Raw genomic sequence first — 26,777 nt, forward strand, 5'->3', positions numbered from 1 at the left:
CCGCATTCCTCCGGAGCCCGCTCATGAAGTCCCGCCTGCTGTCGGCCGTCGCCGCCCTCGCCCTGCTGTCCGCCGCGCCGGTGATGGCCCAGGCCCCCGCTGCCCCGCCCGCCAGTGTCGAGGTGCCGCCGCTGGGCTTCGTCAAGCGCACCCTGCCCAACGGCATGGACGTCTACACCGCGCGCGACACCTCGACCTCGAACGTGACGGTCCAGGTCTGGTACCGCGTCGGTTCCAAGGACGACCCCCAGGCCCGGTCCGGCTTCGCCCACCTGTTCGAACACCTGATGTTCAAGGCGACCAAGGACTTCCCCGACGAGACCTTCGACCGCCTGACCGAGGACGTGGGCGGCAACAACAATGCCTTCACCAGTGACGACGTCACCGCCTATCACGAGACCATCCCCGCCAATCACCTCGAGCGCCTGATCTTCGCCGAGGCCAGCCGTCTGGGCTCGCTGGTGGTCAATGAGGACGTGTTCGAGAGCGAGCGCGACGTCGTGAAGGAGGAGTACCGCCAGGGCGTCCTGGCCCAGCCCTATGGCCGTCTGTTCAGCCTGTTCGTCCCGGCAACGATCTATCAGGACAGCCCCTACCGCCGGGGGGTGATCGGATCGCTGGAAAACCTGGATGCCGCGACCATCGAGGACGTGCGCCGCTTCCACGCCACCTACTACCGGCCCGACAATGCCTTCCTGATCGTGGCCGGCAATTTCGACCAGGCGCAGCTGGACGGCTGGATCGACCGGTATCTGGCCCCCATTCCCAACCCCGATCGCCCGCTGCCGGTCAACAATGTGCTGGAGCCCGAGCCGACCGGCCCGCGCGAGGTCACCTTCCACGCCCCGAACGTGGCCCTGCCCGCCGTGGTCCTGGCCTGGCCGACGGTCGCCTATCGCGACGCCGACCGCATTCCCCTGACCGTGCTGGACGGCATCCTGTCCACGGGCGAAAGCTCGCGCCTGTACCGCTCGCTGGTCTATGAACAGCAGCTGGCGGCCCAGGCCTCCTCCAGTCCCGACTTCGCCCAGCAGGCCGGCTATCTGTCCGCCTATGCCATCATGGCCGGGGGCAAGACGCCCGACGAAGGCATCGCCGCCCTGCGCGCCGAGGTCGCCCGTTTCCGCGACGAACCGGTCACCGACGCCGAGCTGGCCGAGGCCAAGAACGAACTGGTGGCCAACGCCCTGCGCAGCCGCGAGACCATCGACGACCGCGCCAACGTCCTCGGCTTCGCCCTGATCCAGACCAATGACGCCACCGTCGCCGACCGCGAGATCGCCGAGATCCAGGCCGTCACCGCCGCCGACATCCAGCGTGTCGCCCGCCGCTATCTGACCGACCCGCGCGGCGTGACGATCCGCTACCTCAACGCCGACGACGCCAACCCCGTCAGCGAACAGGTCACCGACGTCACCGCCCCGGTCACCATCGCCGACCTGGCCCCCGTCGGTCAGATCTTCGAGCTTCTGCCCGAGGCCGAGCGCGCGCCCCTGCCCGGGATCGCCGCGGCTGTGTCGCCCGCCACCCCGCCGGTCGCCGACTTCCGCCTCGACAACGGCCTGCGCGTGCTTGTCGTGGAGAAAGAGGGCCTGCCGCTGGTGTCCGCCCGTCTCGGCTTCGACGCCGGTCAGGCGGACGAGGCTCCGGGCAAGGCCGGCGTCGCCTCCATGACCGCCGCCCTGCTGACCCAGGGCACCACGACCCGCACCGCCCCGGAAATCGCCACCGAGATCGAACAGCTGGGGGCCTCGGTCGGCGCGGGCGCGGGCGCGGACTTCTCGAACGTCTATGCCAATGCCCCCGCCAACGTCTTCCCCCGGGCCGTCGCCCTGATGGCCGACCTGGTCCGCAATCCGACCTTCGCGGAGGAGGAGCTGGACCGCCAGCGGACCCAGACGCTCGACGCCCTCCGCATCGCCCTGACCACCCCCGGCCAGGTCGCGGCCCAGGCCGCCGGCCGTGTCGTCTATGGCGAGGCGCCCTATGGTGCCCCGGCGTCCGGCACCCTGACGACCCTGCCCGCCATCACCCGCGCCGACGTCGCCGCCTTCCACGCCGCCCGCTATCGTCCGTCCGGGGCGACCCTGGTCTTCTCCGGCGACATCGACGAGACCGAGGCCCGCGCCCTGGCCCAGTCCGCCTTCGGTGACTGGACCGCGCCTGCGACGGCGGCACCGGCCGCCACCGCCCCGGCCGGTGAGCCCCGCCCCACCCGCATCGTGGTCATCGACCAGCCGGGGGCCGGACAGGCGGCCGTCACCGTGGCCCTGCGCGGGGTCTCGCGGACCGACGCGGACTATTTCCCCCTGACGCTGGGCAACACCCTGCTGGGTGGCAGCTTCACCTCGCGCCTGAATCAGGAAATCCGCATCAAGCGCGGCCTCAGCTACGGGACCCGCTCCTCGCTGGGCGTCCGTCGCGACGACGGCCTGTTCACCGCCAGCGCCCAGACCCGCAACGACGCCGCCGCCGAGGTCGCCGACCTGATCCTGGCAGAGGTCACCCGCCTGTCCACGACCCGGCCGACGGCGTCGGAGATCACCACCCGTCAGGCCATCCTGACCGGGGCCTTCGGCAGTTCGCTGGAAACCGTGGACGGCCTGGGCGGACTGGTCGCCAACCTGGCCCTCTACGACCTGCCGATGAGCGAGCTGGCCGCCTATGTCGGCAAGGTCGAGGCCGTGGACGGGGCGGCGGTCGAGGCCGCCTTCGCCGAACACCTGCCGGTCGACCGGGCCAGTCTGGTCATCGTCGGCGATGCGGCTCAGTTCATCGACGCCCTGCGTGCCAGACACCCCGACGTCGAGGTCATCGCCCTGTCCGACCTCAATCTGGACAGCGCCGCGCTGAAATAGCCCCGGCCACGCGACAACCGGATCACCATCCCGATCTGGTTGTCGCGGCCGTTCTGGCCTAAACGGGCGGGCTGATCCTCCCTGAACAAGAGCCCTGACATGGCCGACGGCAGCCCGACTTCGACGCAGACCTTCCGCTGGGACGACCCGTTCGATATGGCGTCACGCCTGACGGACGACGAACGCGCCATCCAGGACGCGGCCCGGTCCTACGCCCGCGAGAAACTGCTGCCCCGCGTCGTCGCCGCCTTCCGCGACGAGACCTTCGACCGCGCCATCATGACCGAGATGGGCGAGATGGGCTTCCTCGGGGCCATGCTGCCCGAACATTACGGCGGCTCGGGCGTCAGCCACGTCGCCTATGGCCTGATCGCCCGCGAGATCGAGGCGGTCGACAGTGGCTATCGCTCGGCCATGTCGGTGCAGAGCTCGCTGGCCATGTATCCGATCTACGCCTTCGGCAATGAGGAGCAGAAGATGCGCTTCCTGCCCCGCATGGCGGCGGGCGAGCTGATCGGCTGTTTCGGCCTGACGGAGGCCGACGGCGGCTCCGACCCGGCCTCGATGAAGACGAAGGCCGTCGCGGTCGAGGGCGGCTACCGCCTCAACGGCGGCAAATACTGGATCACCAACTCCCCCATCGCCGACCTCGCCATCGTCTGGGCGAAACTGGATGACGTGATCCGCGGCTTCATCGTCGAGCGCGGGTTCGAGGGCTTCACCACCGGCAAGATCGGCGACAAGCTGTCCTTGCGCGCCTCCATCACCGGCGACATCGGCCTGAACGACGTCTTTGTGCCCGAGGCCAATCTGCTGCCGGGCGTGAAGGGCTTGCGCGGGCCGTTCTCCTGCCTGAACAAGGCGCGCTACGGCATCGCCTGGGGGGCCATGGGGGCCGCCGAGTTCTGCCTGCACGCCACCCGCGACTATGTGGGGATGCGCATGCTGTTCGGCCGCCCGCTGTCCTCACGCCAGCTGGTGCAGAAGAAGCTGGCCGACATGCAGACCGAGATCTTTCTGGGCTTCGAGGGCGCCTATGCCCTGGGCCGCCTGCTCGACACCGGAGCCTTCGTGCCCGAGGCCATCAGCCTGATGAAGCGCAACAACTGCGGCAAGGCCCTCGCCATCGCCCGCGAGGCCCGCGACATGCACGGCGGGGCCGGCATCACCGGCGAGCTCCACGTGATGCGCCACGCGATGAACCTGGAGACGGTCAACACCTACGAAGGGGCCCACGATGTCCACGCCCTGATCCTCGGCCGTGCGATCACCGGGGAGAGCGCGTTTTAGGGGCCGTGTCTCCTCCCCATCGCCGGGCGGCGACGCGGAGGAGACGAATGCTTGTTTCCTTATCCCTCGCACCCCGTCGTGCGCTGGTTCCAGGTGATGCCGGCGATCTTCCAGACGCCGTCGCGGCGGATCAGGTCGAAATGGTCGGAGCCGCAGTGGACGACCCGGCCGTCGAGCTTGAAGACATAGGGACCCCAGACCATGGCGATGTCGCCGTCGATGGCGATGATCGGATCGGTCAGGATTTCCTCGAACCGCTCGGGCCCCGGCTCCAGCCCTGCGGCGAAGGCCTCGGCGGCGAGCGCCTCCACGGCAGAGGTGCCGTCCGGGCGCTCGACCGCCACGATCATCCGCGCTTCCGGGGCCAGGTGCGGCGTCAGCATCGCGGCGTCACGCGCCGCCAGGGCCGAGAAGATCCCGTTGACCGGCACCATGACCGCCGCCGCCTCGGGGGAGGCCGGATCGGCGAGGGGGGAGGTCTGGACCACAAGCGCGGCGACAAGGGCGAGCACGGACATGATGCGAAAGCCTCCGGATGGACGCGGAGCTTCGCGCCGGACCCGACGCTATCACGCCGCCCGATGGCGACAAGCCGTCAGGGCTGTGGCCTGTCCCCGGCCGGGGTCGAACCGGTGTTGACCTCTGGCACATACAGGCCGGTCACCGCGCGGGTGACGAAACCGACGGGCTGGGTCCGGGCGCCGAACGACAGGCAGGGGTCCGGCGTCGGAATGTCGCGCACGGCCCGGTCCGGCTGCGAGATGGTGTCGCCGATCTCGTCGCCCAGGGGCTCGGCCATCTGCAGGGCATCGCCGATGCGCGACAGGGACGGCGCGTCGGTGCCCACCGTATTGGCGTTGCGCGCCCAGGCCAGGGCCGCGACCTGTGCCCCGTCCGGCCCGACCAGCTCGCTCTCGACCGCCAGCCCGCCCGTCGTGCCCGGAACCCGGAACGTACCCGGCCCGGGGATCAGCATATTGGCCACGGCCGCGACGCCCGACCCGACCGTGCCCGTCGGACGCACGTCCACCACCCCGGTCCTCAGCCGCGCCACGCCCTGCGCCTCGGGGGTCAGGGTGAACCGCTCGCTGACCTCGTAGCAGATCTGGCGATCGACCTCGCGCAGCAGTTGGGCGCGTTCCTCGTCGGTCAGGGCGCTGCCGGCCGTGCCCACGAACCGGCTCGGCTCCAGATGCACGCGGTTGATCGCCGTGACCGCGGCATCGTCCCGCCGCTGACGGATCGAGGCGCGGATCGTGTCTTCGCGGGTGACCAGCCCGTCATAGCCGCTCAGGAACCCGGCATCGGCGACCGGGGCGGTCTGGCAGGCGGCCAGGCCGAGACCGGCGAGGAGGAGAAGGGCGGCCTGGCGCATATGGAACCTCTGCATTGGTCTCTCCAAACGCGGACCCGGCCCGGGCGTTGCGGTCAGGAACGATCATTCCATGCGCCGTTGTGATTCCGCATCAGACTTCTATCCTGAACGCCGGTGCGGGGGATGAACAGATGACGACGCGCGAGATCGACACGACGGCGGAGGCGGATCCGTTCGCCGCCCTGGCCGAGGTGTTTGCCGGTCGTCGTGCCCTGCTGCTGGAAGACGACCCGGCGCTGGCCGACCACGTCGCCGACCGCCTGCTGAAGGCCGGATTCGAGATGGTCGACCGCGTCGATGCCGGCGAGGCGGCCTTGCAGATGGCGGGGGCCCATCCCTACGACGTCCTGATCCTGGACCGGATGACCAATGGCCTCGACGGGCTGGAGACGCTGAAACGCCTGCGGACCGGTGCCGGTCCGTCCAGCGACGCGCCCGCCCTGATGCTCACCGCCCTGACGGGCGAGCGCCAGCGGGTCGAGGGCCTCCTGGGCGGGGCCGACGACTATCTGTCCAAGCCCATCGGCGACGAGGAGCTTCTGGCCCGCGTGGCATCCCAGCTGCGGCGCGTCGCGCGCCGGGCCAAACCCGCCAACACCGACCTTCGGAATGGTCCCTTGCGCCTGTCGCCGGGGGCCCGGACGTTGAAGCTGATGGTCGAGGGGACCGAGCGGCTGATCGACCTGTCGCCGCTGGAGTTCGCCATCGTGTCCGAACTGATGACCGCGCGCGGCCAGCCGGTGACCAAGACCATGCTGTGGGACCGGTGCTGGATCGAATGGACCTTCCTGCCCGACAATTTCGTCAACATCATCGACGCCCGGATCAGCGCCCTGCGTCGTCGGTTGAAGGAACAGGCCCCCGAACTGGGCGAGGACCTGCACCCCCTGATCGTCTCGGCCCGCAGCCAGAGTCTGATCTTCCGCGACCTCGACGCGGGTTGAGGGGCTTGAGCCGACCGTCCAGTCTATCGACGCTTCCGGGCGTCTGGCGGCGCTGGTTGGCGGAACGCACCTCGACCCAGCTGGTGGCCACCCTGGCCATCATGGCGGCTTTGGCCCTGACGGGATCGCTGCTGATCACCGGTCAGGCCGCGCGGCTGGACCAGCGTCAGCAGGCGGCGCTGGCGGCCCTGGCTGACTTCGCGGCCATCGCCGTGAAACTGCCGCCGGACGCCGGCGCGGAAGAGATGACCGAATCGGACGCCGCCTACTGGTCCGCCTTCCTCAGCGCCTTTCAGGACGGCCCCAGCCGCGAGTCCATCACCCTGGAGGAAACCTGTCGCACCGGCCGGGGCGGGGCGGGGGTGCGCTTCATCCGCGCGCCCGTCGGCAAGCCGGCCGGTCTGGCAGCGCTGGAGACGGCACGGACCTATCGCCTGTCGCGGCTCGGCCCCGGTGTCTATCGGGTGCGGCTGGCCCCGGGCCAGCTCTGCCCGGCCCGCGCCATCGAGGCGGTGATCGTCAAGCGGCCCGTCGGCGCGCTGCAGGTCATCGTCGGTCGGGTGGTGGATCCGGCGGGTGTCGCCTGGCGCTGGGCCGTCCTGTCGGTCGCCCTGACCGGAGCGCTGATCCTGGTGTCGGGGCTCGCGGCTGCGACCTTCGCCCGGCGACGACTGACCAGCGCGATCGCAGAGGTCAGCCTGGCCCTGGATCGAGCCGCCGTGGGTGACTTCTCGCGGCGGGCCCCCGATGTGGCGGTGGCGCCCGAGATGACCGCCCTGTCGACCCAGGTGAACCGCACGCTCGACCGGCTGGAAGAACTGCTGAGCTGGCTGCGGGATTCGGCCGACCAGCTGGCGCATGACTTCCGCACGCCTCTCGCCCGCGCCTCGCTGCGCCTCGATCGGCTGATGGAGGCTGACGACCCGGCCGAGCGCGCCCGGCTGGGCGAGGAGGCCAAGCAGGATCTGGCCGACATCACCCGGGCCATGAACGAGGCCATGGCCCTGCGCGACGGCGAGGCCTGGTTGTTCGAGGACGTCCGGCTGGACGTGCTGGCCGAGGCCTGCGTGGAGCTTTACCAGCCCATCGCCGACATGCGCGGCATCCGCATCGTGGCCGGGGGCGAGCCGGTCTCCGTCCTGGGCGTCCGCTCCCTGCTGCAGCGGGCGGTGGCCAATCTGGTCGACAATGCGGTCAAATTCTCTCCCGATGGCGGTACGGTCACCCTGCGGGCCTATGCCGATGACGCGGAGGTGGCCATCTCCATCGCCGACCAGGGCCCGGGCATGTCCGGACCGGTGCCGGCACGGGTCGAGGGGACCGCCAGCCACGGGATGGGCCTTGCCTTCGTGCGCGCCATCCTGCGCCGCCACGGCGGCAGGATGACGATTGATGACGCTGTGCCGGGGGCCATCGTCACCGCGCATTTCCCGCGCTAGGCTCTCCCGGACATCAGGGGTGAACCAATGAAACGTGCGGTATTTCTGGCGGGAACGGCGATCGCCCTGACCCTTTTCGGCGCAGGCGCGGCCTCGGCCCAGAGCGGGCCGTCCAGCCTGCCGTTCGACGCCCGGCGCGGCGTCTTCACCTTTGCGGCGGGGCTTGAGCGTTCGCTGCCCGCCGTGGTGCAGGTCACCACGCTCGGCGTCTCCGCCGGTCCGACGACCGGCGAGACCGGGCCCACACCGACCGGCAGTGGATCGGGCGTCATCATCGATGCGGCGGCCGGCATCATCGTCACCAACAACCACGTCATCGAGGGGGGTCAGAAGTTCCGCGTCGACATGACCGACGGCCGGCTGGTCGACGCAGTCCTGCTGGGCACCGACAAGGCGACGGACGTGGCTGTGCTTCAGATCCAGGCCACCGGCCTCTCGCAGGTCGAAACGGTCGATTCCGACACCCTGCGGACCGGCGACCTGGCCTTTGCCGTCGGCTATCCGCTGGGCCTGGACCAGACCCTGACCATGGGCGTGATCTCGGGGCTCGGGCGTTCGGGCATGGGTGATGCGGTCGAGGACTATATCCAGACCGACGCCGCGGTGAACTCGGGCAATTCGGGCGGGCCGCTGCTGGACAGCCGGGGCCGGCTTATCGGCATCAACACCTCGATCCTTTCGGGCGACATGGGCGGCGGCAACGACGGCATCGCCTTCGCCGTGCCGACCCGTATCCTGATGTTCGTGGTCGACCAGATCCGCGCCAACGGATCGGTCACGCGCGGCATGATCGGCGCGACGCTCGGCTCGCTGACGGCCGAGCGTGCGGTCGAACGGGGTCTGGGCTTCGTGCGCGGGGCCATTGTCGAGGATGTGGCCCCCGGCTCGCCCGCCGACCGCGCCGGTCTGCGGACCGGCGACGTCATCACCCGCATCCAGAACCGCCCCGTCGCCAATGCCGGCTCGGTCCAGGCGACGGTCGGCATCGCGCCTCCGGGCACGGCGCTGACCCTCGTCTATCTGCGCGACGGCCAGAGCACCACGGCCCAGATGACCGTCGAGACCGAATCCACCGCCGCGGTGCAGCTGGGCTCCAGCGCGCTGCAGGCCTATGGGGCCAACATCCGCACGCTGACGGCTGCGGATGGCAAGGGCGACGAGCCCGGCCTGATCGTCGTGGCGGTGGAGGGTGGATCGCCTGCCGCCCAGCAGGACCTGCGCGCGGGCGATGTAATCACAGCGGTTGCGGGCGAGAGCGTCGCATCCCTGGCCGATCTGGCTGCAGCCCTGGGCAACAGCGGGGCCCTGACCGTTCGCCGCGACGGCGAGGTCGTGGAGCTGTCGATTACGCCCGGCAGCTGATCCTTCGGTCTGCCGACATGGAAACGCCGGGGTCGTCGCCCCGGCGTCTTTCGTTTCTGGTCGGGCTCCGGACAGCAAAACGCCCGCCGTGCCATTCGGGGGGAGGGGCGGCAGGGCGGGCGTCTCGCTCTGGACGAAGCGTCGGCCCGTCGGAGCCCATAAACTGGAGACATCCAGGGGGGGCTGGGGGGGGCTGTTCAGGATCCGGGACGCTTCCGAACTCCGTCAGGCCGACGGTCTGTTTCTGGCGGCCTGATCTGTCCAGCGATGGACCGAAACGGGGCCATTTCGTGTCGGGCGATCTTTTCCGGCCGACGGCCCGCTGGCGTTCGTCCGGCGTGCGCCTAGATTGATCCTCATGAGCGCCGATGTCACCCCTTTCGATCCGTCCCCGTCCGGATCCGTCTTCTTCGAGCGGCGCGAGCTGGACCTGATCCTGCGGGTTTACGGCCGCATGGTCGCCCAGGCCGAATGGCGCGACTATGCCATGGTCGGCGGCAGGGAAGCGGCCGAGTTCGCCGTCTTCCGCCGCTCGGGCGACGCCCCCGCCTACCGCATCGAGAAGCGCCCGTCGCTGCAGACGCGACAGGGCCAGTGGTCGGTTCTCGGCGAGGGCGGCGTGGTGCTGAAGCGGGGCCGCGAGCTGGCCCAGGTGCTGCGGGTCTTCGACAGCCGGAAATTCCAGGTGGTTGAGTAGGCCAGGAAGCGACAGACCATGTGGGTCTGCACTTCGGGGATTTCGAATGTGTACAGGGGCGCTCCATCGCCGCAAAGCTCGGCGACCGTGTCCCTGATGTGCTGCTCGGGATCTTTTCCCAACGCCTCGGCCTGCAATCCCAGGCCCCGGCAGGCAGTCGTCTTGCCCGCAAGGGCCTGCCCCGATCCCAACAAAAAGGGCCCCGCAAGGGGCCCTTTCCGTATCGTCTTCAGATCCTCTAGTTCCGGTTGCCGCCCATGAAGGCCAGCAGGAACTGGAACAGGTTGACGAAGTTGATGAACAGGCTAAGCGCGCCGAAACCCGTGGCCACGCCCATCGCCGCCTGGTTCCCGCCCAGTTCGTAATAGGTCATCTTGAGCCGCTGCGTGTCGAAGGCGATCAGGCCCGCGAAGATCAGCACGCCCAGGCCCGAAATGATCAGATACAGCGTCCCGGACTGCATGAAGATGTTCACGACCGACGCGATGATCAGGCCGATCACGCCCATGATCAGGAACGACCCCATCGCCGTCAGGTCCTTCTTGGTCGTGTAGCCCACCAGGCTCAATGCGCCGAACGAGGCGGCCGTGACCAGGAAGGTGGAGGCCAGCGAACCGCCCGTATAGCGCAGGAACACGATCCCCAGACCGGCACCGATCGAGGCGACGACGGCCCAGTAGAGCATGTTCACGCCACGCGCCGTGGGGTTCCTCATGAAGAACATCGAGCCGAACAGCAGGACGATGGGCAGGAACTGGACGATCATGCCCGGAACCGTCAGGCTGACGCGGCCATCGGCCGTCACGCCAAAAAACAGTGCCTGAACCGCCGGCACATTGCCGGTCAGATAGGCGAGGCCTCCCGCCACCAGCAGGCCCAGGGCCAGCTTGTTGTAGACGCCCAGCATGAAGCTGCGCAGACCGGCATCCACGGCCATGTCGGCCGGGGCATGAACCGGGGTCGAAAAACCGTTTCTGAAGTCGCTCATCGCGAGATCAATCTCCAATGGGCCGGAGGAAAAGTCCCCGGCGACTGCAACGAATATCGGGTGTCCTCCGCCTTCTTGCAAGCGGCTCGCAGCGTGAAGGGCTTCGACCTTTCGCCGCAGGGCCGACGCCGATAGGCTGGCCCCATGCTGCGCCTGTTCACCGCCCTGCCCATTCCCTTCGACGTGGCCGAAACCCTGGGCCGCCGACAGGCCGGTCTGCCGGGTGCAAAATGGCGCAGCGCCGAACAGCTCCACATCACCCTGGCCTTCTACGGCGAGGTCGAGGAACGCCGCGCCGACGACCTCGCCGCCGAACTGGCCCGTATCCCGCCGGGGGCGTTCGAGATCGAACTGAAGGGGGTGGGGGCGTTCGGCGATGCGCACCGCAGCCACACCCTGTGGGCCGGGGTGGAGCCTTGCGAGCGACTGACCGTTCTGGCCGGGCGCTGCAAGGCGGCGGCCGAGCGGGCGGGGGTCAGGATGGAGCCCCGGCTTTATCGCCCTCACCTGACCCTGGCCTATCTGAAGACCCAGACCAATCCCGACCGGATCGGAGCCTGGATCACCGGCCACAACCTGCTGCATTCGCCGCCGATCCGGGTCGACCGCTTCGGCCTTTACTCCAGCCTCCTGTCCGATGGCGGCAGCCACTATGAGCTGGAACGGGAGTATCCGCTGTGACCCCTCACACCTCGTCCCTGGGTCCAACGCTGGAGACCGCGCGGCTGGTCCTGCGGCCCCCGGCGATGGAGGATTTCGACCGCTGGGCGGACTTCCAGGCCGATGCCGAAACGACCCGGTTCATCGGCGGCGCGCGGTCCAGGGCGGAGGTCTGGCGCGCCTTGATGTCGGTGGCCGGGGCCTGGGCGCTGACCGGTACGGGCTTTTTTTCAGTCATCGAAAAATCCAGCAGCCGGTGGATCGGTCGGATCGGCCCCTGGAACCCGCACGGCTGGCCGGGACCGGAGGTGGGCTGGAGCCTGCACCGCGATGCCATGGGCCAGGGGTATGCGCTGGAGGCCGCGACCGCGACGATGGATTATGCCGTCGATGTGCTCGGCTGGGACGACGTGATCCATTCGATCGACCCGGACAATGTCGCTTCCCGGCGTCTGGCTCAGCGACTTGGATCAATCAACCGGGGCCCGGGCAGACTGCCACCGCCGTTCGAGGATGCGGCCGTCGACCTGTGGGGTCAGAGCGCTGCCGAATGGCGTGAGAACCGAAAGCGCTTCGGGGCTTGATCAACCATCGGTCCATCGCTTCCGTATCTTTGCCGCCAACGCCGATCACCGAGAGCCCATGACGCCCATGACCGACGCCCGAACGCCCGCGCTCGCCGCCGCCGTCCTGCTGGCCAGCGCCCTGCCCGCCGCGGCCCAGGCCACGAATGTGGACCTGGACCGGTTCGACGGCCGCTGGTTCGAGATCGCGCGCAATGACAACGGCCTGCAGCGCGACTGCAGTCGCGCACAGATCGACTTCAACCCCGCGACGCGGGCCAGCCGCTATTCCATCCTGGTGACCTGCACACGGCGCGGGACGGGCCGCGTCGAGACCCTGCGCGCCCATGCCTCGGTCACCGATCCGGCCACCAATGCCAGGTTCCGGTTCAGTCTGACGGGTCTGCTGAGCTTCGGCGGGCTGGCGTCGCAGCACTACTGGATCTGGGATCACGCGCCCGACTACAGCTGGGCCATCATGGGCCTGCCGGATAAGTCCAGCTGGTGGATCTGGCACCGGACCCAGACCCCATCCACCTCTCTGCGGACCGCGACCCTGGCCCGTGCCCGGGCGCTCGGCTTCGACACCTCCGGCACCGTGCAGACGGGGGTCTGATCCCGAAGCGGCCTGTCCTGCGCCGGGGCGGATTTGAACCGGTTCTTGCCGCGCTTGCGAGCGGAACTTAACCGGAACATAGTGCGGCCATGCCCGCCGCCGCCTGCCTTGAACTCGTTTTCAGCCGTCCCGAGACGACGCTGGGCGTGACGCGCGGGGCCGCCCGGCTGCTGGCGGACCTGGGCTATGCGCCGCTTCTGGAAGTCTGTCTGCCCAACGGACGGCGCGCCGACGTCATGGCCCTGGGCCGCAAGGGCGATATCGTGATCGTCGAGGTGAAGTCAGGGCTCGATGATTACCGCGTGGACCGCAAATGGCCCGAATACGCGCCCTTCTGCGACGCCTTCTATTTCGCCGTCGCGCCGGAGTTTCCCGAGGGTATCCTGCCGGACGCGCCGGGCCTGATCGTGGCCGACGGCTTCGGCGGGGCGGTGGTGCGCGAGGCGCCCGTCAGCGCCCTGGCTCCGGCCCGGCGCAAGGCCCTGACCATCGCCTTCGGCCGCCTGGCGGCGATGCGGACCCTGAAAATTTAACGCGGTGCGCGCTTGGCCAGGATGCGCTGCAGGGTGCGGCGGTGCATGCCCAGGCGACGCGCGGTCTCCGAGACATTGTGGTCGCACAGCTCATAGACCCGCTGGATATGCTCCCAGCGCACCCGGTCGGCGCTCATGGGATTGTCCGGCGGCTCGGGCGCGTCGCCGGTGGCCAGCAATGCCTTGACCACGTCGTCGGCGTCGGCCGGCTTCGACAGATAGTCGACGGCCCCGGCCTTGACGGCTGCGACCGCCGTGGCGATCGCGCCATAGCCGGTCAGCATGACGATGCGGGAATCGGCGCGGCGATCGCGGATGGCCTCGACCACCTTCAGCCCGTTGCCGTCCTCCAGCCGCATGTCCAGCACGGCGAAGGCCGGCTGGGCGGTCTTCAGCGCCTCCGTGGCTTCCGAGACCGAGCCGACGGTCGTCACCTCGAAGCCGCGCGACTCCAGCGCCCTGCCAAGGCGCGTGCGCAAGGCCTGATCGTCGTCCAGCAACATCAGTGAGCGATCCGCCAGACCGGCGATGCGCTCCTCGATATTGGGTGTGGTGGCGGTGGCTGTGGTCGGCATGACGGCGGTCTCCCTTCTGTCGAGATCGGTTGCCGCACAGCTTGCGTCAAGCGGTGCGGCGTTGGGTCGCTTGTCAGCGACGGGTGTCAGGTCGGAACGGCTTCCAGCGCCTTGCGCGGCCAGCGCACGGTGACGCGCGCGCCCCGGTTCGCGCCCGGTCCGCCGTCGCCATGGCTGACCACGACCTGGCCGCCCGTCCGCTCCAGCAGGGTCCGGGCAATGAAGAAGCCCAGCCCCATGCCACCCTGGCTGGGAATGGCGTCCAGAACCGTGGCCGCCGCCCGGCCCTTCTTGCCCGGCCGGGTGGTACCGGCGGCGGCGGCGAACTGGGTCGCCAGCACCTGGCGCGCCTTGCCGTGCGGGCGGCTGGTGACATAGGGCTCCCCCAGCCGGGGCAGGATGTCGGCGGCAAAGCCCGGTCCGTCGTCCAGCACCTCGATCGTGATCCATTGCACATCGGCCGTGCCCAGCACCCGCACCCGGGTGGCGGCGAAGTCGGCGGCGTTCTCGACGATGGCCGAAAGCCCGTGGATGACTTCGGCCAGGCGGCGGACGTGGGGGGCGGCCATGCCTGCGGGCGTGCGGACCTCGACCGAGATGTCCAGGTCGAAGCCCAGGTGCGGCTCCACCACCTCGGACAGCAGGGCCTTGAGACCCACCTCGGTATAGAGCTCGTCACCGTCCTCGGGCCGCTGCGACAGGCGTTTCAGGATCTCGCGACACCGGTCGGCCTGCAGCAGCATCAGTCGCGCATCCTCCGCGATCGGCCCGTCGGGGGCCGCCGCACGCAGCAGCTCCTTGGCCACGATCTGGATGGTCGCCAGCGGCGTGCCCAGTTCGTGGGCGGCCGCGGCGGCCAGCCCGCCCAGCGCCGCCAGCCTCTGTTCGCGTTGCAGCACGTCCTGGGTCGTGGCCAGGGCCAGTTCCAGCTTCTCGGCCTCGGCCGCGACCCGCCAGGCATAGGCGGCGGTAAACACCACGCCCGTGATCAGGGCCAGCCCGACCCCGAATCGATAGAGCGGCGGCAGGTCCAGTTCGGTCCCCGATACCCAGGGCAGGGGCATGGACCAGAAGAACAGGGCGGTGGTCGAGACGAACACCATCAGACCCAGCAAGAGCGCCTGCCGCCCCGGCAGCGACGCCGCCGCCACGGTCACGGGTGCCACCAGCAGAAGACAGAACGGATTCTCGAGCCCGCCGGTGAATGCCAGCAACGCCGTCAGTTGCAGGATGTCGAACCCCAGATGGATCGCCGTCTGGCGACCGTCGGGCAGGCGGCTGTCGGTCTGGCGCAGGCGCGACATGGCCGACAGGTTCACCAGGGCGCTGATCCCGATGACGCTCAGCACCTGCCAGACCGGCAGGGGGAAATGCAGCATCATGACCAGGACGATGACCGTCGCGGTCTGACCGGCGATGGCCAGCCAGCGCAGGATGATCAGGGTGCGAAGGCTCAGACCGCGCGCGCGTCGGGGCAGGTCGCGCCAGCCCGGCACGACCGCGCCCTGCGACGTGTTGGCGGCAAAGGACGGGCTGGCTTCGCTCTGGTTCACGACGGGTCTATAGACCGTCTCCACCCCGATGTCGGCCCCGTCCCATGGAGACACGATGCCACGCCGTTCCGTCCTGCTGTTCGCCGGTGCCTGTATCGCCATTGCTGTTGCGCTCGCGGCCGTGACCGTGGTCGTCGTGACGGGCCGGGAACAGGCGGCTGCGGTCGCGGAAGGGACCGGCACCGGGCAGGCCAGCGTCGGTGGTCCGTTCCAGCTGGTGAACCAGGACGGCCAGAGCGTCGATCAGACCCTGCTGAACGGACGGTGGAGCCTCGTTTTCTTCGGCTTCACCTACTGCCCCGACTTCTGCCCCACCACGCTCCAGGCGCTGGCGGCGACCAAGGCCCGGCTGGGCGCGGCCGCCGACGACGTTCAGATCGTCTTCATCTCCGTCGATCCGGCGCGCGATACGCCCGCGGCCCTGAAAGCGTATCTGGCCACCGATGGCTTTCCGAAGGGCGTCATCGGCCTGACCGGCACCGAAGCCCAGGTCAAATCCGCCGCCGATGCCTACCGCGCCTATTTCCAGAGGGTCGGGACCGGTCCCGACTATACGATGAACCATTCCCTGACCGTCTATCTGATCGGCCCGGACGGCCAATACCGGTCCGCCCTGGCCCATGACCTGGGACCCGAACGTTCGGCACAGCTGATCCAGCGGGTCATGGCGCGGGGATGATCGTCCTCCGCTTCGATCGGGGCGGATTGTAAATCCTTTTGCAGTGCAGCGCGTTCTATGGTGCGATGCCCGTCTCGGCGGGGGGACGATCACAGGATTCCATGCTCTACGCACTTCACGAGCTCGCCTATTCCTCGGCGCAGCCTTTCCGCATCGGGGCGCAGATGGCGCGCCGGTTCTGGACCTCGCCGCTGAATCCGGCGACCGACACCGCCATCGCCCGTACGGCCTATGCCTCGGCCGAGCTGTTCGAGAGCGTCACGCGCCGCTACGGCAAGCCCGCCTGGGGTCTGGAGGTCGTCACCATCAACGACCGGCCCGTGCGCACCACCGAACAGGTCGTCTGGAAAAGCCCCTGGGTCCGGCTGCTGCGCTTCGCGCGCAACATCGGCGATCTCAAGCGCGCGGGCAAGCCGTCTGCGGCCCCCAGCGTCCTGATCGTCGCGCCCCTGTCCGGTCACTACGCCACCCTGCTGCGGGGCACGGTCGAGACCTTCCTCCAGGATCACGACGTCTATGTCACCGACTGGGTCAATGCCCGTCAGGTGCCGATGCTGGAAGGCCGGTTCGACTTCCACGACTACATCGACCACGTCCGGACCATGCTGGCCGAGATCGGCCCGCGCGCCCACGTCGTGGGCGTCTGTCAGCCCGGACCGCCGGTGCTGGCCGCCGCCGCCATCATGGCGGCCGAGGAAGATCCCAACCGCCCCGCCTCCATGACCTTCATGGGGTCCCCGATCGATGCGCGCCTGTCGCCGACGGTCACGAACCAGCTGGCCGAGGCCAGGCCCTTCGCCTGGTTCCAGTCCAACATGATCCACACCGTGCCCTGGCCCTATCCGGGGTTTGGCCGCGAGGTCTATCCGGGCTTCGTCCAGCTCTACAGCTTCATGTCGATGAACGAGGCGCGCCACACCGACGCCCACCGGGAATATTTCCGCGACCTGGTCGCCGGCGATGGCGACGGCGTTGAGAAGCACGAGCAGTTCTACGACGAATATCTGTCGGTGCTGGATCTGACCGAGGAATTCTATCTGCAGACCATCGACATCGTCTTCCAGTCGCACCTCCTGCCGCGCGGCCTGCTGGAGCATCGCGGGGTGCCGGTCGATCTGACCCGGATCACCGACATCGGCCTGATGACGGTGGAGGGCGAGAAGGACGACATCTCGGGCGTCGGCCAGACCCAGGCCGCCCATACCCTGTGCACCGGCATCCCCGACGCGCGCCGGGTGCTTTACGTCCAGCCGGGCGTGGGCCACTACGGTGTCTTCAACGGGCGTCGATTCCGCGAGGAAATCTATACCCGCACCCGGGACTTCATCGCCGCCAATGAAAAGCTCTCAGCCGTACCGGGCCGGTCAGAGGCTGCCGCTTGAGGATGGGGTCGCGCTCAGGCTGAGCGTCAATCCCCGCGCCCGGCGAATCTCGATCCGCATCGACGCGCGGGCGGGGGAAGCGGTCGCCGTGGCCCCCTCCGAGCGCCGCCTGCCTGACGCGGTCGCCTTCGCCCGCTCCAGGTCCGACTGGATCGCCGAACGCCTTGCGGCCCGCCCGACGGGGACGGCTCTGGTGCCTGGTGCCACCATTCCGTTTCGCGGCGGCACGGCCGTGCTGGAGGCGACGGGCGGCGCCGGGGCCGCGCGTCTGATCGAAGACCCGGACGGCGTTCGCATCGCTTCGGGCGGCGAGGGCGAGGCCTTCGCCCGACGCGTGGTGAACCTGCTGAAGCGGCTGGCCCATGACACCCTGACGGTGCGGACGCAGGTCCACCTGAACGCCCTGGGCCAACGCGCGGTCACGCTGGGCATCAACGACCCGACGTCCCGATGGGGATCCTGCAGCCCGATGACGCGCTCGATCCGCTACTCCTGGCGGGTGATCATGGCCCCGCCCGAGGTGCTGGACTATCTGGCCGCCCACGAGGTCGCCCATCTGGTCCATGCCGACCACAGCCCGGCCTACTGGTCGGTGGTGAGGGGTCTGGTCGGCGATCATCGGCCGTTCCGCGCCTGGCTGCGGGCCAACGGACCGGCGCTTCACGCGGTGGGGCGCTGAGCGGAACGAACCGGGATCAAACCCGTCTTATTGTCCTCGCAGCCGCTTCGATGTCCTATCCGTCCGCCCGAAAAGGAGACGCCGGATGGCTGCGAGGAAGTCTGCGATGGACCACCTGACGAGCGGTCGCACACCGCACATCGTCCACATGATCCCGCCGGGCGCGCCCGGCTATCGCGAAGCGGACGGCGGGGCCATGGTCGTCTCGTCGCCGGCCGAGGTGGACGCCCTGATCCGCCGTATCGGGACCGGCGAGGTCGTGACCCTGGACGACCTGCGCGCGGCCCTGGCCCGGCGCCATGAGGTGGCCGTGGCCTGTCCGGTCTCGACCGCGATCTTCGTCGGCATCGCGGCGCGGGCGGCGGAAGAACGGCGTCAGGGGGGCGCGGCGCGCGAGACCCTGACGCCCTGGTGGCGGGTGCTGCGGCGCGGCGGGTTCCTCAATCCCAAATTGCCGGGCGGCGTCGAGCGCCAGCAGGCCCTGCTTCAGGCCGAAGGCGTCCGGGTCACGCCCCTGAGGCGGCAACCGGCCGTGCTGGACTACGAAAGTCTGCGACCCGAAAGCCTGCTGGAAGGCTAGAAGAACAGCGGGCTGTCCGGCTTCTCCGGCGGCAGTTCCGCTTCCGGTCGCTGGTCCGGCGGGTCGTCGCGGCGGGGCTCGGACCGGGTATCGCGCCGGTCTTCGGCCGGTTTCTCGGGCTGATAGGGCTCGCCCTGGTTCGGGTCGACGGGATCGATGGCGGTGCCGTCGCCGAACGGATCCTCGACAGCCCCCATCAGGTCGCCGATCGGGTCGGGCGCGACCCAGCCTTCCGGCATGGGCGGACCGTTGGGGATCGGCTGTACGTTCAGGCGGGGCAGGGCGGCCTCCATGAAGGCCTTCCAGATGGCAGCGGGTGCGGCCCCGCCGGTGACGCCGCGCATCGCGGTATTGTCGTCCTTGCCGACCCAGACGGCGGCGACGAAGCCGCCGGTATAGCCGACGAACCAGGCGTCCTTGTAGTCGGACGTGGTGCCCGTCTTGCCGGCCAGGTCGCGGCCGGAAATCTGCACCGCGCGCGCCGTGCCGTCCGTGACCACGCCGCGCATCATCTGGTTCATATAGTAGAGCGACGGATTGTTGATCGCCTGCGCGCCGACCGCGTCTCGCCCGGCGCGTTGATAGATGACCCGGCCCTGCGGCGTGCGTATCCGGCTGATGCCATAGGCCTCCACCCGGCGACCCCCGTTGGCGAAGGCGTCATAGGCCGTGGCCATGTCGATGGGTGAGACCTCGACGGCCCCCAGCGCCATGGCCGGTTCCAGCCCGATGCGCGAGCTGATGCCCAGCCGGCGCGCCGCGCTGGCCACGCTGTCGCGTCCGATCTGGTCGGCGACATAGGCGGCCACGGTGTTGATCGACTGGGCCATCGCATTGGCCATGGTCGTGTCGCCGATGAAGGTGCCGGAATAGTTGCGCGGGCTCCAGTTGCCGATGCGCACGGGCTCGTCCACCACCGGCGTCTGGGGCGTGTATCCGGCCTCCATGGCGGCCAGATAGACGAAGGGCTTGAAGGCGGATCCGGCCTGGCGGCGGGCGTCGACCGCGCGATTGAACTGGCTGTCGGCATAGGAGGCCCCGCCGATCATGGCGCGGACGCGCCCTTCACCGTCCAGCGCCACCAGCGCCGCCTGCTGCACCCCGCGCGAGGCGTCCCGCTCCAGGATGCGATGCACCGCCCGCTCGGCCGAGGTCTGCAGCGTCAGGTCCAGGGTGGTCTCGACCACCATGTCCTCGGTCGGTTCGCCGACCAGGCCGCGAATCTCCTTGTCCAGCCAGTCGATGAAGTATTGCGCGTGCTGGGTCGCCAAGGTGCGCGAGACGATGACGGGCTGAAGCACGGCCGCAGCACGCTGCTCGGGCGTGATGACGCCGGTCGCGGCCATCTGGTCCAGCACCACGGTCGCCCGCACGGCGGCCCGCTTGTGCTCCGACACCGGCGAATAGCGGGACGGCGCCTTCAGCAAGCCGGCCAGCAATGCCGCCTCGCCGACGGTCAGGTCCTTGGCCGACTTGTCGAAATACCGCTGCGACGCCGCCTCGATGCCGTAGGCTCCAGCGCCGAAATAGACGCGGTTCAGATAGAGGGCGAGGATCTCCTTCTTGGTGAACTTCAGCTCCAGCCAGACGGCCAGCATCAGCTCCTGCACCTTGCGGCGCATGTTCTGGTCGGGCGTCAGGAACAGGTTCTTGGCCAGCTGCTGGGTCAGGGTCGAGCCACCCTGGACGACCCGCCCGGCCCGCATGTTGCGCGCCATGGCCCGCATCATGCCGATGGGATCGAAACCGGGGTGGTAGTAGAAGCGCCGGTCCTCGATGGCGATGAAGGCGGCGGGGACGTAGTCGGGCAGGGCCTCCAGGTCCGCGGGCGGCGCCTGCTGCGATCCGCGCGTGGCGATCAGGGCCCCGTTGCGGTCCAGATAGGTGATCGAGGGCTGGCGATCGACATCGTACAGGGCCGAGGTGTCGGGAAGGCCGCGCGCGAAGATGGCGAAGAAGACGACCAGGAAGATCAGCCCCCAGACCGCCAGGACCGAGGCCCAGTAGAAAAAGCGCTGCAAAGGCGTGCGCTGTGCCCCGCCGCCGCTTGCGTTTCTCGCCCCGAAACCCGGACCCGCCATCACTATCCTCGAGCTGATCCCGCCGTCATAGCCGGTCGTGGGGCCGACTGAAACGCCGTTCGCGTGAACGACGCATGAAGACCTCACGCCACCGTGATCGCGCTTTCGGTTGAAACGATGGCGACGAGGTTAACGGTCATCCATCTCGCGTCGCCAGCCACACGGACCCATCGTCGGCCCGGACGCGGTGCGCGACCCTGAACCCGCCTCCGGTGAGGATCGCGTCGTACCCGGCGGCGTCCAGACTGCCGTGATAGAGCGGCTCGCCGTGCCACGCGCCGAGGGCGTGGCCCAGGCGGTGGCCCGACGAAAACATCACGACCGCCCGGGGCGCGGCATGGGCCAGAAGCCGGGGCAGGGTGGCCCTTTGATCCTCCGGAGTCAGGTGGAACAGGCTGTGCCAGGCCAGAACGCCGCCGAAGGTTCGCCCCAGATCCAGCGTGCGCATGTCGGCCTGAAGGAAGCGGGCCGATGGCAGGTTTTCGGCCGCCTTCGCCACCAGTCTTGCCGAGGAATCCACGCCAGTGACGTCGAGGCCGCGATCCAGCAAGGCGGCCGCCACCGGCCGTCCCGATCCGCAGCCGACATCCAGCACCGTGTCGCCGGGGGACAGCATCGCCGTGAACCGGTCCAGCCAGAGACGGTCGACGGCCGTCAGCTCGACTCCGCGATCGATGATCCAGTCGTCGGCGCGCCGGTCATAGAGGTCGACGACCGCGGCGGCCGCCCGGGCCGGATCGCTCATTCCGCGACGAAGGCATCCAGCGCGGCATAGAAGGCTGCGGCCTGGTCCAGCATGATGAAGTGGGCACTGTCGTCGATGCGCTTGAGCGCCACGCCCGGCAGGCTGGCGAAGGCCCCCTGATAGATGGCGTCGGTGATCTCGGGCGTCATGCGAGCGTCGTTGAACTTCACATACAGGACCTCGGTCGGCACCGTGATCCGGGCCAGTTCGGGCGTCAGGTCGGTCACGATCAGCTCGCGGTAGGCGGCTGAGGACACCTTCTGGTCGCTGGCGGCCGTGTCGGCCAGCACGGCCGGGCGCGCCTGTTCATTGTTCACCATGCTGATGACCGTGGCCGCGGCCGCGGCCTGGTAGGCGTCCGGGGGGCTGTTGGCCATGCCGGCATAGACCTGATCCGCGATCGGCGTGACGCTTTCGACCGTTGCGCCCGGTCCGCCGAACATCGCGCCCATGAAGGGCACCATGTCCACGACCAGCAGCTTGCCGACCGCGTCGGGATGGCGCGCGGCCAGCATCAGGCCGATCGTGCCGCCCATGGAGTGTCCGACGATGACGGGATGGTCCAGGTCGTTCTCGGCGATATAGCGGGCGATCTCCTCGGCGACCGGGGCTGCGACGGGCCCTTCGGCATTGTCCTCGGCCGGAGCGCCGGCGAAGCCCTGGATATGGATGCGGTGGATGCGCCAGCCCTCGCCCCGGGGGGCCTGGGCCAGGTGATCCACGGTTCCCTGCCAGATTTCGGGCGAGGAGCTGAGGCCCGGGATCAGGATGATCTCGCGCACGCCCGGCCCGGGCTCGCCGTCGACGCGGACATGAAGGCGGCCGGATTCGAACGCCGCGTGGTGGTGGCCGTGGTCAGCGGCGTGATCTCCATGTCCGTCCTGGGCCCGGACGTCGTCGACGAGCCCGAAATTGGCCATCAGGCCGAGGGCGGCGATGATGCCGGTGAGGATCTGGCTGTTCATGATGCATGTTTCCTGCGCCGGCGCATCCGGCCTTCTGGTCCCTTGTCGCCACAGGTCGTGCGATCGGATGCGGATGGCAAGAGCAATCTTCGTCATCCCATGATCTGCGCCAGGCCTTGCCGGAGGATGACGAACCGGGCTGCGCGCTCTACGATCCTTCCATGCCCCCCGCAGACAGCGCTCCGATCCAGTCCCCCGAGGCCAAAGCGCCTCCCGCCGCCTTCGGCAAGGGCTTCGTGCTCGACACCTGGTATTTCGTCGCCCTGTCGCGCGATGTCGCCGTGGCCTCCCTGAAGCGGTATGAGCTGCTAGGCGAGCCGGTGCTGGTGGGTCGCCGTCGCGACGGCGCGGTCTATGCGATGCGCGACATCTGCCCCCACCGGGCCGCGCCCCTTTCCGCCGGGAGGCTGGTCCAGAAGGCCGGCGAGTCCGAGACCGTCGAATGCCCCTATCACGGCTGGCGCTTCGGCACCGACGGGGTCTGCGCGGCCATCCCGTCGCTGGTGGACGACCAGCCCTATGAGGCGAACCGCATCCGGGTGCGGTCCTATCCGGTGGCCGAGAGCCAGGGGATGGTGTTCGTCTATGTTCGATCCGATCCGCGCTCGGACGCCGCACCCGACCATGCCCCGCCGATCTTCCCCGGTGTGGTCGGCGGCGAGGCGAAACTGGTCGAGCGGATGGATTTCGACAGCCATATCGACCACGCGGTCGTCGGCCTGATGGACCCTGCCCACGGCCCCTATGTGCATCAGCAGTGGTGGTGGCGGTCCGAGCGTTCGATGCACGAGAAGGCCAAGGCCTTCGAGCCGCGCGATCTGGGCTTCGCCATGGTCCGCCACGCCCCGTCGTCGAACTCGCGGGCCTACAGGATCCTGGGCGGCGCGCCGGCGACCGAGATCACCTTCCGCCTGCCCGGCTATCGCTGGGAGCATATCCAGGTGGGCGAGAAACAGGTCCTGGCCCTGACCTGTCTGACGCCGGTGACGGAGACGAAGACCCGGATCACCCAAGTCTTCTGGTCCGACCACTGGATCTTCAGCCTGGCCAAACCCTTCCTGCGCATGGGCGTCGTCGCCTTCCTGAAGCAGGACGGTGGCATGGTGAACCTGCAGAACGAGGGCCTGCGCTACGATCCCGCCCTGATCTGGATCGACGACGCCGACCGGCAGGCGAAATGGTACCAGCAGCTCAAGCGCGAATGGCAGAAAAGCCGCGCCGAAGGGCGCGACTTTTCAAACCCGGTCCAGCCGGCGGTGCTGAGGTGGAAGAGTTGATCGAAGGTGTGGCGAGTGGCGAGTGGTTAGTGATGAGAGCCAGCAGCCATGGCCTGGTTCGCCCGAGCGTTAGGGGTCATAGACGCCTCACGAGATGAGCACTCGCTCGCCACTCGCCACTCGCCACTCGTGACTTCTACTTCGTTCTGACGCCGGCCAGAAGCGTGTCGACCTGGCGGCCGATGTGGTCGGCCAGCTGCTCGACCGACCAGCCGTCGTAGGCCGCGCGGCGATAGTTCGACAGATAGGCGTTCCAGGTCAGCTCGGTCAGCAGGACGATGTCCGCATCCTGTTTCAGCTCGCCTGCGCTGATGCCCGCGCGCAGGATGTCGCTGATGATGGCGGTCAGCCCCTCGGTCGCCGCGCGCTGGCGCGTCTCGGCGGCGATCGGCTGGAACCAGGACCGGGCGAAGATGGCCTGGAACAGAGGCAGCTGTTCGACGGAGCCACGGTAGCCGGCCGACAGGGCGTTCACCAGACGGTCGCGGGTCGAGCCGTCCCCGGCGCCGTTCTTCATCACCTCGGCCAGACCGGCCATGTCCTCGGTCAGGACGGCTTCGAACAGTTCGGCCTTGTCCTGGAAGTTGGCGAAGACGGCACCCGTCGACATGCCAGCCCCCCTGGCGATATCGCGGATGGTGGCGGGCTCATAGCCGCGCTCGGCGAACAGGCCGCGGGCCGCGTCCAGCACCTTCTGGCGGGTTCGCACCTTGGCGGCCTGGCGGCGGTTGATCCGGGGCTGGCCCTGGGTCTCGGCGGCGGGGGATAGGGCTGTCGACGCGGACTCGCGCATGAACACGGTTACTCTGTATGACGTCCGCGATCGTGGTGCGGAACAAGGGACGGAAGGGCTGCGACCGGGTCTGCATGGCCCGAAAAACGGACGCAGCGAGAAGACCCAGCCAAGGCTGAGCCCTGAAGGGTGAGCGGCTGTTTTCATCACGTAAGGATGACCAAATTGGGTCGTATACTGGGTTAAGGACCCGGGGCGGGGCGCCGGGTTGACTGAAGTGCCCGCGTCGGACGGTCGCGCCGATCCTTGGGCACGGCGGCCTGGAAGATGGCGCGGAAGGCATCGCGCCGCTCGTGGATCGAGGTCAGGACCAGCCCCATCGGCACACCCAGATCGACCAGCAGGTTCTCGGCGAGTTGCAGACTGGCCTCGGTCGTCTCGGGCACAGCGTCCGTGACGCCGAGCGCATAGAGCCTGGCCGCATGGCGATCGTCACGGGCGCGGGCGACGACGATCAGGTCGTCGCGCAGGCCTCTGGCCGCCATGACCACCTCATCCACCTTGCCCGGCGCGTCCATGGTCACGACCAGGGCGCGGGCCGTGTTGATCCCGCACAGCGACAGCATCTCGGGCCTCCCCGCATCGCCGTAGGAGACGTCGAAGCCATCCCTGCGCCCGGCGGCGACTGCCGTGGGATCGGTATCGAGCGCAATGAACGTCTGCCCGTGTCGGGCCAGCATTTCGGCGACCAGCCGCCCGACCCGTCCGAAGCCGATGATCAGAACGTCACCCGCCCGCGCCTCCGGTTCCGGCAGGGCGAGCGCAGGGCCGGGCACCGCGACGCGGGCCAGCCTCTGGCCCAGCATGGCCATCAGCGGCACGGTGAACATGGAGAGGGTGGCCGAGACCAGCACCCCTTGCGTGAACCCGCGCGCAGCGATCCCCTCCACCATGCCGGTGGTCAGGATGACGAAGGCGAACTCGCCCGCCGGACCCAGCACCAGCGCCGTCTCGATCGCGGCGCGCATCGACAGGCCCCAGGCTCTTGCCAGGCCGAAGATCAGCCCCGCCTTGATCGCTGTCAGCGCCAGGGCCAGGCCGAACACACCAAGCGGATCGGCCGCGACGACATCGAGATCCAGCCCGATGCCGACCCCGACGAAGAAGACCCCCAGCAGCAGGCCCTTGAACGGCTCGATGTTGATCTCGATCTCGCGGCGGTACTCGGTCTCGGCCAGCAGGATTCCGGCGATCAGGGCCCCAAGGCTCATCGACAGGCCCGCGGCCTGCGCCGCCACGCCCGCACCGATGATGACCAGCAGGCACAGGGCGACGAACAGTTCCTGGCCTCCGCCCTCGGTCTTTCGGCGGCTCTTGGCGACCGACCGGAAAAGCGGGCGCAGGCCCAGTCGGCCGATCGCGACGATCAGGGCCAGACCGATCGCGGCCGGGGCCAGGGTCAGCAGGGCGGGCCCCAGGACCGAGGGCGTCATTTCGCCGCCCCCGGCCGCCAGGGCCGCCAGGACCGTCACGGTGATCAGGATCGGGGCCACGGCAAGGTCCTGGGCCAGCAGGGCCGAAAAGGTGGCCCGCCCGACGACACCCTTCATCCGCCCCCGCTCGGCCATGACCGGCAGGACGACGGCAGTCGACGACAGGGCCAGCCCCATGCCCAGCACGGCCGCCGAGGCCAGCGACTGCCCCATGGCCATGAAGGTGGCACCCAGCACGACGGTGCAGACCCCGACCTGCATAAGGCCGAACCCGAAGACGAGCCGTCGCATCGCCTTCAGCCGTTCCCATGACAGCTCCAGCCCGATCATGAACAGCAGGAAGGCGACGCCCAGTTCGGACAGCTGCGACAACTGATCCGCGTCGTCGATGGTCAGCCAGGCCAGCCAGGGGATCAGGGGTGCCAGCCGCCCCAGCCCGTCTGGACCCAGCAGCACGCCGGCGGCCAGGAAGCCGAGTACCGGACTGATCTTCCATCGGCTGAACAGAGGCACGACGATGCCCGCCGCCGCCAGGAAGACGACCAGATCCTTGTACTCGCCGCCGCCGTGTCCGCCCGTCATCCGCCCTCCTCACCGATAAGGGTGAGCCTACACTACCCGCGGCCTCCACGGGCACGACATTCATTAACTTTTTTTAAGACGACAGGTTGCGACCCGGGCGTAGGGTCTTGCCCAGTCGCCCTCTGCGG

General features: G+C 69.0%; 25 protein-coding genes. 15 read left to right on the top strand and 10 right to left on the bottom strand.

The features are described from left to right. Positions 1–23 precede the first annotated feature (23 nt). Both HZ989_RS03420 and HZ989_RS03425 read left to right on the top strand, forming a co-directional pair. On the top strand, positions 24–2,858 hold the full coding sequence (locus tag HZ989_RS03420; protein WP_209322246.1) for a pitrilysin family protein: 2,835 nt from the start codon (positions 24–26) through the stop codon (positions 2,856–2,858). A gap of 99 nt (positions 2,859–2,957) precedes the next feature. Further along, complete coding sequence (locus HZ989_RS03425; RefSeq protein ID WP_209322247.1) at positions 2,958–4,148, top strand: acyl-CoA dehydrogenase; 1,191 nt, start codon at positions 2,958–2,960, stop codon at positions 4,146–4,148. A gap of 59 nt (positions 4,149–4,207) precedes the next feature. Here the strand turns inward: HZ989_RS03425 and HZ989_RS03430 are convergent, their stop codons facing one another. Further along, positions 4,208–4,666, bottom strand: a complete 459-nt coding sequence (locus HZ989_RS03430; RefSeq protein ID WP_209322248.1) for a hypothetical protein — start codon at positions 4,664–4,666, stop codon at positions 4,208–4,210. Positions 4,667–4,743: 77 nt separating this feature from the next. Then, positions 4,744–5,538: a DUF3313 family protein gene (locus tag HZ989_RS03435; RefSeq protein ID WP_209322249.1), complete on the bottom strand. Its 795-nt coding sequence runs from the start codon at positions 5,536–5,538 to the stop codon at positions 4,744–4,746. A gap of 116 nt (positions 5,539–5,654) precedes the next feature. Between HZ989_RS03435 and HZ989_RS03440 the strand changes: the two genes are divergently transcribed. The 4 genes from HZ989_RS03440 (at position 5,655) to HZ989_RS03455 (ending at position 9,965) form a co-directional block, all read left to right on the top strand. Next, positions 5,655–6,467, top strand: coding sequence for a response regulator transcription factor (locus HZ989_RS03440; protein WP_209322250.1), 813 nt, complete (start codon positions 5,655–5,657; stop codon positions 6,465–6,467). Between the two features lie 5 nt (positions 6,468–6,472). After that, complete coding sequence (locus HZ989_RS03445; RefSeq protein WP_209322251.1) at positions 6,473–7,906, top strand: HAMP domain-containing sensor histidine kinase; 1,434 nt, start codon at positions 6,473–6,475, stop codon at positions 7,904–7,906. Positions 7,907–7,933: 27 nt separating this feature from the next. Continuing rightward, a complete protein-coding gene (locus HZ989_RS03450; protein WP_209322252.1) occupies positions 7,934–9,268 on the top strand; it encodes a trypsin-like peptidase domain-containing protein in 1,335 nt (444 codons plus the stop codon). Between the two features lie 358 nt (positions 9,269–9,626). Then, entirely contained in the window at positions 9,627–9,965 is a 339-nt protein-coding gene (locus tag HZ989_RS03455; protein ID WP_209322253.1) for a DUF2794 domain-containing protein, read from the top strand. A 238-nt stretch (positions 9,966–10,203) separates the two neighbouring features. Here the strand turns inward: HZ989_RS03455 and HZ989_RS03460 are convergent, their stop codons facing one another. After that, positions 10,204–10,953 (bottom strand): Bax inhibitor-1/YccA family protein, encoded by a 750-nt coding sequence (locus tag HZ989_RS03460; RefSeq protein ID WP_209322254.1) that lies wholly within the window; start codon positions 10,951–10,953, stop codon positions 10,204–10,206. A 144-nt stretch (positions 10,954–11,097) separates the two neighbouring features. On the opposite strand from HZ989_RS03460, the gene thpR reads away from it, so the two are divergent. The 4 genes from thpR (at position 11,098) to mmcB (ending at position 13,325) form a co-directional block, all read left to right on the top strand. Next, a complete protein-coding gene (thpR, locus tag HZ989_RS03465; protein ID WP_209322255.1) occupies positions 11,098–11,634 on the top strand; it encodes an RNA 2',3'-cyclic phosphodiesterase in 537 nt (178 codons plus the stop codon). A gap of 65 nt (positions 11,635–11,699) precedes the next feature. Continuing rightward, complete coding sequence (locus HZ989_RS03470; RefSeq protein WP_209323023.1) at positions 11,700–12,197, top strand: GNAT family N-acetyltransferase; 498 nt, start codon at positions 11,700–11,702, stop codon at positions 12,195–12,197. A 67-nt stretch (positions 12,198–12,264) separates the two neighbouring features. Then, positions 12,265–12,792: a lipocalin family protein gene (locus tag HZ989_RS03475; RefSeq protein ID WP_209322256.1), complete on the top strand. Its 528-nt coding sequence runs from the start codon at positions 12,265–12,267 to the stop codon at positions 12,790–12,792. Positions 12,793–12,881: 89 nt separating this feature from the next. Beyond that, positions 12,882–13,325, top strand: coding sequence for a DNA repair putative endonuclease MmcB (gene mmcB, locus HZ989_RS03480; RefSeq protein ID WP_209322257.1), 444 nt, complete (start codon positions 12,882–12,884; stop codon positions 13,323–13,325). Here mmcB and HZ989_RS03485 read toward each other — a convergent pair. Both HZ989_RS03485 and HZ989_RS03490 read right to left on the bottom strand, forming a co-directional pair. Continuing rightward, the gene (locus HZ989_RS03485) at positions 13,322–13,900 is read right to left on the bottom strand and encodes an ActR/PrrA/RegA family redox response regulator transcription factor (RefSeq protein WP_209322258.1); all 579 of its coding nucleotides are present in this window, start codon (positions 13,898–13,900) and stop codon (positions 13,322–13,324) included. The genes mmcB and HZ989_RS03485 overlap by 4 nt on opposite strands. Positions 13,901–13,986: 86 nt before the next feature. Then, on the bottom strand, positions 13,987–15,507 hold the full coding sequence (locus HZ989_RS03490; RefSeq protein ID WP_209322259.1) for an ActS/PrrB/RegB family redox-sensitive histidine kinase: 1,521 nt from the start codon (positions 15,505–15,507) through the stop codon (positions 13,987–13,989). Position 15,508: 1 nt separating this feature from the next. On the opposite strand from HZ989_RS03490, the gene HZ989_RS03495 reads away from it, so the two are divergent. From HZ989_RS03495 to HZ989_RS03510, 4 genes are all read left to right on the top strand, one after another. Further along, positions 15,509–16,132, top strand: a complete 624-nt coding sequence (locus HZ989_RS03495) for an SCO family protein (RefSeq protein ID WP_209322260.1) — start codon at positions 15,509–15,511, stop codon at positions 16,130–16,132. A 101-nt stretch (positions 16,133–16,233) separates the two neighbouring features. Further along, positions 16,234–17,514 carry a polyhydroxyalkanoate depolymerase gene (locus tag HZ989_RS03500; protein ID WP_209322261.1) on the top strand — a complete coding sequence of 427 codons (1,281 nt, stop codon included), beginning with the start codon at positions 16,234–16,236 and terminating at the stop codon, positions 17,512–17,514. Further along, a complete protein-coding gene (locus HZ989_RS03505; protein WP_209322262.1) occupies positions 17,468–18,193 on the top strand; it encodes a M48 family metallopeptidase in 726 nt (241 codons plus the stop codon). Before HZ989_RS03500 ends, HZ989_RS03505 begins: the two co-directional genes overlap by 47 nt. Before the next feature lie 106 nt (positions 18,194–18,299). Continuing rightward, on the top strand, positions 18,300–18,773 hold the full coding sequence (locus HZ989_RS03510; protein WP_209322263.1) for an MGMT family protein: 474 nt from the start codon (positions 18,300–18,302) through the stop codon (positions 18,771–18,773). On the opposite strand, the gene HZ989_RS03515 is transcribed toward HZ989_RS03510, so the two are convergent. From HZ989_RS03515 to HZ989_RS03525, 3 genes are all read right to left on the bottom strand, one after another. Continuing rightward, the gene (locus HZ989_RS03515) at positions 18,770–20,854 is read right to left on the bottom strand and encodes a transglycosylase domain-containing protein (protein ID WP_209322264.1); all 2,085 of its coding nucleotides are present in this window, start codon (positions 20,852–20,854) and stop codon (positions 18,770–18,772) included. The genes HZ989_RS03510 and HZ989_RS03515 overlap by 4 nt on opposite strands. A gap of 136 nt (positions 20,855–20,990) precedes the next feature. After that, entirely contained in the window at positions 20,991–21,599 is a 609-nt protein-coding gene (locus HZ989_RS03520; RefSeq protein WP_209322265.1) for a trans-aconitate 2-methyltransferase, read from the bottom strand. Beyond that, on the bottom strand, positions 21,596–22,564 hold the full coding sequence (locus HZ989_RS03525) for an alpha/beta fold hydrolase (protein ID WP_209322266.1): 969 nt from the start codon (positions 22,562–22,564) through the stop codon (positions 21,596–21,598). The genes HZ989_RS03520 and HZ989_RS03525 overlap by 4 nt, the downstream gene beginning before the upstream one ends. Before the next feature lie 161 nt (positions 22,565–22,725). On the opposite strand from HZ989_RS03525, the gene HZ989_RS03530 reads away from it, so the two are divergent. Beyond that, a complete protein-coding gene (locus HZ989_RS03530; RefSeq protein WP_209322267.1) occupies positions 22,726–23,841 on the top strand; it encodes an aromatic ring-hydroxylating dioxygenase subunit alpha in 1,116 nt (371 codons plus the stop codon). Between the two features lie 136 nt (positions 23,842–23,977). On the opposite strand, the gene HZ989_RS03535 is transcribed toward HZ989_RS03530, so the two are convergent. After that, positions 23,978–24,634, bottom strand: coding sequence for a TetR/AcrR family transcriptional regulator (locus tag HZ989_RS03535; protein WP_209322268.1), 657 nt, complete (start codon positions 24,632–24,634; stop codon positions 23,978–23,980). A 182-nt stretch (positions 24,635–24,816) separates the two neighbouring features. Next, positions 24,817–26,649: a cation:proton antiporter gene (locus tag HZ989_RS03540; protein WP_209322269.1), complete on the bottom strand. Its 1,833-nt coding sequence runs from the start codon at positions 26,647–26,649 to the stop codon at positions 24,817–24,819. Positions 26,650–26,777: the final 128 nt, after the last annotated feature.

This window comes from Brevundimonas sp. AJA228-03, assembly GCF_017795885.1.
Lineage (GTDB): Bacteria > Pseudomonadota > Alphaproteobacteria > Caulobacterales > Caulobacteraceae > Brevundimonas.

Coding starts and splice junctions, on each gene's coding strand:
- HZ989_RS03470 (WP_209323023.1), top strand. CDS start 11,700: ATGGAGGATTTCGACCGCTGGGCGGACTTCCAGGCCGATGCCGAAACG.
- HZ989_RS03450 (WP_209322252.1), top strand. CDS start 7,934: ATGAAACGTGCGGTATTTCTGGCGGGAACGGCGATCGCCCTGACCCTT.
- HZ989_RS03455 (WP_209322253.1), top strand. CDS start 9,627: ATGAGCGCCGATGTCACCCCTTTCGATCCGTCCCCGTCCGGATCCGTC.
- HZ989_RS03495 (WP_209322260.1), top strand. CDS start 15,509: ATGCCACGCCGTTCCGTCCTGCTGTTCGCCGGTGCCTGTATCGCCATT.
- HZ989_RS03515 (WP_209322264.1), bottom strand. CDS start 20,854: ATGGCGGGTCCGGGTTTCGGGGCGAGAAACGCAAGCGGCGGCGGGGCA.
- HZ989_RS03500 (WP_209322261.1), top strand. CDS start 16,234: ATGCTCTACGCACTTCACGAGCTCGCCTATTCCTCGGCGCAGCCTTTC.
- HZ989_RS03530 (WP_209322267.1), top strand. CDS start 22,726: ATGCCCCCCGCAGACAGCGCTCCGATCCAGTCCCCCGAGGCCAAAGCG.
- HZ989_RS03420 (WP_209322246.1), top strand. CDS start 24: ATGAAGTCCCGCCTGCTGTCGGCCGTCGCCGCCCTCGCCCTGCTGTCC.
- HZ989_RS03425 (WP_209322247.1), top strand. CDS start 2,958: ATGGCCGACGGCAGCCCGACTTCGACGCAGACCTTCCGCTGGGACGAC.
- HZ989_RS03535 (WP_209322268.1), bottom strand. CDS start 24,634: ATGCGCGAGTCCGCGTCGACAGCCCTATCCCCCGCCGCCGAGACCCAG.
- HZ989_RS03475 (WP_209322256.1), top strand. CDS start 12,265: ATGACCGACGCCCGAACGCCCGCGCTCGCCGCCGCCGTCCTGCTGGCC.
- HZ989_RS03505 (WP_209322262.1), top strand. CDS start 17,468: ATGAAAAGCTCTCAGCCGTACCGGGCCGGTCAGAGGCTGCCGCTTGAG.
- mmcB (WP_209322257.1), top strand. CDS start 12,882: ATGCCCGCCGCCGCCTGCCTTGAACTCGTTTTCAGCCGTCCCGAGACG.
- HZ989_RS03485 (WP_209322258.1), bottom strand. CDS start 13,900: ATGCCGACCACAGCCACCGCCACCACACCCAATATCGAGGAGCGCATC.
- HZ989_RS03540 (WP_209322269.1), bottom strand. CDS start 26,649: ATGACGGGCGGACACGGCGGCGGCGAGTACAAGGATCTGGTCGTCTTC.
- HZ989_RS03435 (WP_209322249.1), bottom strand. CDS start 5,538: ATGCAGAGGTTCCATATGCGCCAGGCCGCCCTTCTCCTCCTCGCCGGT.
- HZ989_RS03525 (WP_209322266.1), bottom strand. CDS start 22,564: ATGAACAGCCAGATCCTCACCGGCATCATCGCCGCCCTCGGCCTGATG.
- HZ989_RS03520 (WP_209322265.1), bottom strand. CDS start 21,599: ATGAGCGATCCGGCCCGGGCGGCCGCCGCGGTCGTCGACCTCTATGAC.
- HZ989_RS03440 (WP_209322250.1), top strand. CDS start 5,655: ATGACGACGCGCGAGATCGACACGACGGCGGAGGCGGATCCGTTCGCC.
- HZ989_RS03460 (WP_209322254.1), bottom strand. CDS start 10,953: ATGAGCGACTTCAGAAACGGTTTTTCGACCCCGGTTCATGCCCCGGCC.
- HZ989_RS03430 (WP_209322248.1), bottom strand. CDS start 4,666: ATGTCCGTGCTCGCCCTTGTCGCCGCGCTTGTGGTCCAGACCTCCCCC.
- thpR (WP_209322255.1), top strand. CDS start 11,098: ATGCTGCGCCTGTTCACCGCCCTGCCCATTCCCTTCGACGTGGCCGAA.
- HZ989_RS03510 (WP_209322263.1), top strand. CDS start 18,300: ATGGACCACCTGACGAGCGGTCGCACACCGCACATCGTCCACATGATC.